Origin of the sequence: Nitratidesulfovibrio liaohensis (assembly GCF_011682075.1) — a bacterium.
Lineage (GTDB): Bacteria > Desulfobacterota > Desulfovibrionia > Desulfovibrionales > Desulfovibrionaceae > Cupidesulfovibrio > Cupidesulfovibrio liaohensis.
Map to the genome: position 1 here is coordinate 1 of NZ_VSMK01000725.1, position 695 is coordinate 695.

Annotated in this window: 1 protein-coding gene; it reads right to left on the reverse strand. The window is 38.4% G+C overall.

The window, feature by feature from the left end; all coding sequences use genetic code 11:
• Positions 1-25 precede the first annotated feature (25 nt).
• The coding region (locus tag FVW27_RS18210) for a hypothetical protein (RefSeq protein WP_167127921.1) at positions 26-695 on the reverse strand (670 nt) is incomplete at its 5' end.

Consider the following 695-nt stretch of genomic DNA (forward strand, 5'->3'; position numbering starts at 1 on the left):
CTCTGTACACTTCTTGTTCACACAGCTACGCATCACTGCTTTTTGACTTCTGACCTTGTAAATTCTTCACATTCGTAGGAGGCATTGGCAAATTATGAGTCATAGCGTAATCTGTAATTTTATTCTTCAACATATTTAAAATTTTCTGCTTCGGTGCCTTCGAGTGCTGAAGCCTTAACTCTCTATACACATCTACACATTCATCATCGTGCTTCTCAACAATAATACGCAGCCATTTAAATATTTTTTCCAACTTTTTCCCACTATATCTTCCCAGAACAACAACTGCAAAGGCCTTATCCTTCACACCGCCACGACGCGATTTACCTGCCCAGCGCAACATCGCTATCCGCCGCAGAAATTCATTTCTATATATCTCTACACAACCTCTACCTTCGAGCATATCAACACTCTGCCCCACAGCAAAATCACGAAAAGCAGTGCCAACTGCTCGCTTATTTCGAAGCGATATGTAAAATCTTTCCATCTTCAGAACTGAAGAAAAATTTGCACCATGATAAAAGCTACCACCATCTCCATCAACACTACTTTTAAACAAGACTGATGTTAACATAATAGCAAAAAAGTAGATCAATTCAGACACATACCTATTCGATGAATCCAAATCCCCAAAAAGATCACGCGCAAAATTAAGAACAGACTCGTTAACACTATAAAAATATTTTTGTAAAAAG